General features: G+C 64.7%; 3 protein-coding genes. 2 read left to right on the top strand and 1 reads right to left on the bottom strand.

What is annotated here, in order from left to right:
• Window positions 1–75 precede the first annotated feature (75 nt).
• Window positions 76–3,528 (top strand): PAS domain-containing protein, encoded by a 3,453-nt coding sequence (locus tag RKP46_RS07350; RefSeq protein WP_311106042.1) that lies wholly within the window; start codon window positions 76–78, stop codon window positions 3,526–3,528.
• A gap of 76 nt (window positions 3,529–3,604) precedes the next feature.
• On the top strand, window positions 3,605–4,738 hold the full coding sequence (locus RKP46_RS07355) for a response regulator (RefSeq protein WP_311106043.1): 1,134 nt from the start codon (window positions 3,605–3,607) through the stop codon (window positions 4,736–4,738).
• Window positions 4,739–4,835: 97 nt separating this feature from the next.
• Here RKP46_RS07355 and RKP46_RS07360 read toward each other — a convergent pair.
• Window positions 4,836–6,128 (bottom strand): diguanylate cyclase (locus RKP46_RS07360; RefSeq protein ID WP_311106044.1); only part of this gene is annotated, 1,293 nt, incomplete at its 5' end.

A 6,128-nucleotide genomic window follows, 5' to 3' on the forward strand; every position in this document is an offset into this window, starting at 1 on the left:
AACCATAACGAAAAACCGCTACGGTGTCCAGCGGAGATCTGGCGAAGGGTAAGGCTGGCGTTCGGCCAACCGATCATGCATACCCTGTCACGCGAGCACGGTCTGGTCTATTCGTCGTTCCATGGCGGCGACGGCCGAACCTTGGCGCACATCGGAGATCAACTGGAGGCGGACGATACCAGCGGTCAGCGCGTTCTGCGTGCAGCGATGGCAACCGGCCGGGCGCGCTCGGGAATCGAGCTGAGTTCGCATGGAATTCCGAAATTGTCGGTGAGCACGCCGGTGTTCGAAGAGAGCCGCGTGCTCGGCTATGCGCAGATCGGCAAGAGCATCCTGCCCCTGCTGCAGCACCGGGTCAGCGCTGGCGTCGAAATCGCGCTGCTCGTACGCAAGGAGCGCTTGCTTCGCCCGGCATGGAAAAACCACTCGGCGACCGGCGTAAGCTGGGAAAGCCTGCCGCACGTCGTCGTCGCCTACGCTTCCGACGACACTCTGGCGTTGGCAATTGGCCAGGAAATCGCCCGGCGGCGATCCGCCAGCGCGGACGACACCCGGAAAACCTTTGCCCACACAGGCCACGACTGGTGGTGGATCAGCGACACGCTGCACGATGTCGGCAACGGCGAGATCGGCGAACTGCTGGTGCTGATCGACGTCACCGCCGAAAGGCAGAAGTTCAATCGCGTGCTGACTATCGGTGGCACCACCGGCAGCCTCCTGCTGCTGATGCTGCTCGGCTTCATCCTGCACTTGCTGGTCCAGAGCAAACGGCGCTCGCTCGCCCGGCAAAGGGTGCTCAACGACCTGCTGAAGTTTCACCAGGACTTGATCGACTCGGTTCCGTCGCCGATCTTCTACAAGAACACAAGCGGCCTCTACGAGGGCGGAAACCGCGCTTTCGAGGGCTTTCTGGGTCTGCCGCGTGAACAATTCATCGGCAAGAGCGTGTTCGAGGTCGCTACCCCCGAGCTTGCCGAGCGCTACGCCGCGGCTGATCGCGCGCTGTTCGCGAACCCGGGAGTGCAGACCTATCAAGGGCCGGTTACTTATGCCGACGGGTCGCAGCGCGACGTGGTCTTCCACAAGGCAACCTATACCAATTCGCAAGGTGAGGTTACCGGCATGATCGGCCTGATCTCCGACATCAGCGAGATGAAGGCGGCAGAACGCGCGATGACCGAGTCGCGCAATCTGCTGCTGACGGTGATCGACACCGTTCCGGCACGCGTTTACTGGAAGGATCGCGACCTCCGCTATCTGGGCTGCAACCGCTTCTTTGCCGCCGATCTCGGGCTGGAGCATCCGAACGCGGTGATCGGCCGCAGCGATGGCGAGCTGGCGAACCAGGCACAGGCGGCGGCACCGGACCTGAGCGCAGAGGAGCGCGCGGTCATCGCGACCGGGGCTGCCCGGCTATATGTCGAGCAGGCGCGTACCGCCGCCGACGGCAGAACGATCTGGCTGCGCCACTCGATTGCGCCGTTACGCAATGCTGAAAGCGAGGTCATCGGCCTGCTCGGCGTCTTCGAGGACATTACCGAACGCAAGGCGGCGGAAGAAAAGCTGGCACGCAACGAGCATCTGCAGCGCGCCGCGATCGAGGCGGCGGACGAAGCCTTCGCCGTTTTCGACCAGCACGATCGACTGGTCTTCAGCAACCGGAAGTTTCGCGATGTGCACGCGCCGGTCAGCCACCTGGTCGTCCCCGGAGTCGCCTTCGATACCCTGCTCAGCGAGTGGGTCAGACACAGAAAACTCTCCGCGCTACCCGACCATGGTGCCGCCTGGCTGACTGAACGCCGACGCGCGTATTACAGCGCAAACGGCCAGTTCACAGACCAACTCGACGACGGGCGGCGATTGCGCATCGTCGAACGGCGGGCGCCCGACGGCCATACCGTCGGTTTCTACGTCGATGTCACCCAGTTGCACCAGGCACGCGAGGCAGCCGAAGCCGCGAGCGCCGTCAAGAGCACCTTCCTGGCCACGATGAGCCACGAGCTGCGCACGCCGATGAACGGCATCCTGGGCATGCTCGAGCTGGTCGTCGACAGCGAACTCAGCGCCGAACAGCGCGACCGCCTCGAGACGGCACAGAATTCGGCCCGCCTGCTCCTCACGCTGCTCAACCAGATCCTGGATTTCTCGAAGATCGAGGCCGACAAGATGGACCTCGAGGCGGTCCCCTTCAACCTGCCCCGACTCGTCCGCGAAACGGTCCGCGCACTGGAAAGGCGCGCGCTGGACAAGGGTCTGGCGGTCAGCGTCAACATCGACGACGACGTTCCAGCTTTCGTCGTCGGCGACCCGACGCGCTTGCGCCAAGTCATCACCAACCTGTTTGGCAACGCGGCCAAGTTTACCGAGCGAGGGCAGATCGGCGTCGAACTAACGCTGCTGGCACTGTGCGACAACGAGGTCAACCTCAGGTTCAGCGTGCGCGACACCGGCGTCGGCATCCCGCCGGAGAAAATGGCCAGCATCTTCGACCCGTTTGCCCAGGCGGACGTTTCGACCAGCCGCCGTTTCGGCGGCACCGGTCTCGGCCTGGCGATCTGCCGCCGCCTGGTTGGCCTGATGGGCGGATCGCTCGCCGTCGATAGCGAACTCGGGCGCGGCAGCGTCTTCCACTTTTCGGCCTGCTTTGGTCGTACGACGCAGGCCGAAGACGACGACAGCGTCGCCTCGCCCGCCGGCGCCGATCAACTGCAACCCGGCCTGCGCGTGCTCCTGGCGGAAGACAACCCGACCAACCAGAAGTTTGTCCGCGCCGTCCTGGAGAAAGCCGGCTGCCATGTCGCGCTCGCCCAGGATGGCGCGGAAGCCGTGCAGATGGCCGGCAGTCGACGCTTCGACGTCATCCTGATGGACGTCGAGATGCCCCGGCTGGACGGCTTCGCGGCAACCCGGGCGCTACGCGAGCGCGGCATCGAAGCGCAGATCGTCGGCCTGACCGCGCACGCGATCAAGGGCTTTCGTGAGCAGTGCCTGCAGGCCGGGATGAACGACTACCTGTCGAAGCCGATCCGTGGCCGCGATCTGCGCGCCAGGCTGGCGGAAATCCAGCAACGGCTGCCGGCGAACGCAGCCGCCCCGGCGGCCCTTTCCGCGGCGGCTGACGCGCCGGCAGCCGTGCCCGCGCCAGCGGACGAGCCGGCGGTGACGAGCGCCACCCCGGTCTTTGATCAGGCCAGAGCCCTGGAGATGATGGACGGCGATCGGGATGGTCTGCTGATGATGCTGGCGCTGGTGCGCGACCAGGCGCGCAGCGACGGCGCAGCGCTCCTGACCGCGCTCGAGGCCGCCGACCCGCCGAGCGTGAAGACCGCCAGCCATCGCCTGAAGAGCAGCCTGGGCCAGATCGGCGCCGTGCAGGCGTGGGAGATTTGTGCGGCGCTCGAGGCAGCCGCTGCCGAGACCAACCGGCCGAAGCTGGCCGCGCTGGCCAGACCGCTGCGCGCCGCGCTGAGCGCGCTCGACCCGGAAATTTCAGCGTATCTCGCAGCGCATGCCGCCGATTCGCGCTGAAGGCGTTCTCGGAGCTTGCGCAGCGCAGTACAATGTCCATGATTTTATGGGTCAACACCACCGAGGAGAGCATGCCATGGAAGCTGAGTTCACCGTGTTTGTCGTCGATGACGTCGAGGCCAGCCGCCGAATGGTCGAAGCCGCGCTCGGTCGGAGCTGCCGGGTGGAGACATTTGCCTCCGGTGCAGCCTGCCTGGAGAGAATGCAGAGCAAGGTCCCCGACCTCTTCCTGCTCGATGTCGAAATGCCCGGGATGGATGGATACACTCTGTGCCGCAAACTCAAGGACGATACCGCCGGCAGCCACGTCCCGGTGATCTTCGTTTCCGGGCTGGCCGATCTCGATTCGTGTCTGGCGGGCTACGATGCGGGCGGCGACGACTTCATCGTCAAACCTTTCAAGGCGGCTGAATTGAAACAGAAAGTCGCCGTCTGGCAACGCGACGCCGAGAAGAAGGCGTCGCTCCAGCAACAGCTCGAAGCATCCGATACGCTGGCCGCACTGATCATGTCCAATCTGGACGAATACGCCGCCTTGGTCAAGTTCCTGCGTGCGCTGAACGGCTGCACCGAGTATCGCCAGGTCGGCGAAGAGATCTTCGGCCTGCTGCGCGCCTACCGTCTCGAAGGTGCGATACAGATGCGCTTGCCCGGACTGGAACTGACGCTCAATGCGAACGGCGACGCGCGACCGGTCGAGGAGTCGATCCTCCGCCTGATGCGCTGCATGGACACGATCACCTCGTACCGTAACCGCCTGGCGATTCATTACGAACGCGCCTCGCTGCTGGTCGCCAACATGCCGTTGCACGACGCCGACTTCTGCGGCCGCTTGCGCGATCACCTCGCGATCGCCGTCGAAACGGCCGACGCCAGACTTGCTGCAATGCAAGCCCGCCGGGAAACCTTGAGCACGCGCAGCGAAATTGCCGCGCTGCTCGACAACGTCACGGCGACCGTGCACCACTTCAGTCAGCGCTACGAAGCCGCCCGCTACAGCGGATCGGAAACCGTCCGTCTGCTGCTCGCCGAACTCGACGCACTGCTCGACAGTTCGTCCCTGCCGGAAACGGTCGAGGAAAGTCTGCGCAACACGGTTCGCCTGCGCACCGATCAGTTGATCGACGCCTTCGACTTCAGCGCGGCAACCGAAACCGCCCTGCAGACGCTTTCGCAGCGACTGGCGCAGGCGCTCGATCCGGCAGCCTGAGCCCCGCGCAGACCGCCGTGCAGTCTGGCGGCGCCGCCTTCGCCCCACCCGCGCTGGTGTCCGCGAACGCCTGTGCTGGCGGTGCCCGACGCCGTTGCTAGCGTTGACGGACGCAATTGCGTCCGCTCTGCTTGCATTCGTACAGCGCGACATCGGCGCGCGCGAACAGGCGGTCGAAGTCATCGCCTTCCTGCAGGCTGCTTACGCCTATGCTGACCGTCATTTGCAATCCAGCCGGTCTGCTCGCGGCGACCTGGGCGCACAGTTCCTCCGCCATGCGCAGCGCATCGGCAACCGGCATTGCCGGCAGCAGCAGGAGAAACTCCTCGCCGCCGTAACGAATGGCCTCCTGCGGCAGGCGGCAGCTCGCGCGCAAGAGATCGGCGATGGCGATCAGCACCTCGTCACCGCGCGCATGCCCGTATTCGTCATTGACCCGCTTGAAGTGATCGACATCGACTACCGCCAGAACCAGGCCTTCCTGGCGCGCGCGGGCGAGAGTGTGCGGCCACGCGCTGTGCAGGTAGTGCCGATTGTGCAGCGAGGTCAGATGGTCGCGCAGCGCCACCTCCTTGAGCAACTCGTGCTGCGCTTCGAGCTGTTCCCAAAGCTGTCGCAAGGTCAGCAGATTGCCCAGCCGCGCCGCCAGTTCTTCGGCGACCACCGGCTTGTTGACGAAGTCGTTCGCCCCCGCACGCAGCAGATCCACTCGGCGGCTCGCACTGCCCAGCGCGGACAGCGCGAGAATCGGTATCTCGCCCTTTTTTCCCGGCTGACTGCGCACCGCACGAATCAGCGACAGGCCGGTCTGGAATCCGTCGAGGACGTAATCGGTGACGACGATCTGGTAATCCTGCTGCGCCAGGGAGGTAATCGCGTCTTCCGCGCTCTTGAACCAGAAGACGTCGAGACCGAGTCCGCTCATTACCTTGCGATAGAAGCGCGCCGCCGTGAGGCTGTCCTCGACCAGCAGCACACGCCCGGACAGGCGCCGGGTGACGCTCTTCTCCCATTGCTCGACGTAAGCCTCGAAGCTGTTCAAATCCGATTTCAGAAAACACTCGCTGACACCGGCGGCCAGCGCTTCGGCAAAAACCGCCCGCTCGCGACGCGAAGTCAGCATCAGCGCCGTCGTCAGACCGAGCAAGCCGCGCTGGCGCGCCTCGCGCAGCAGATCGGTACCGCGCATGTCGCCCAGTTCAAACGAGAAGCAGAGCAGATCGCGACGCTCTTCGGCCAGCGCCGCGAGCGCGCTCTCGCCATTGACGACGGCATCATAGGCGATATTGTGGCGAGCGAAGATCGAACCGATCACCGTTCGCAGGAAGGTCGAGGGTTCAACGAGCAACGCTTTCATCAGCGGTCCATGGCCGACAACACGAACGTGGCG

This window comes from Accumulibacter sp. (assembly GCF_031732815.1).
Lineage (GTDB): Bacteria > Pseudomonadota > Gammaproteobacteria > Burkholderiales > Rhodocyclaceae > Accumulibacter.

Bases quoted from the DNA above. Each gene is read 5' to 3' on its own strand.
- RKP46_RS07350 (WP_311106042.1), top strand. From the start codon at position 76: ATGCATACCCTGTCACGCGAGCACGGTCTGGTCTATTCGTCGTTCCAT.
- RKP46_RS07355 (WP_311106043.1), top strand. From the start codon at position 3,605: ATGGAAGCTGAGTTCACCGTGTTTGTCGTCGATGACGTCGAGGCCAGC.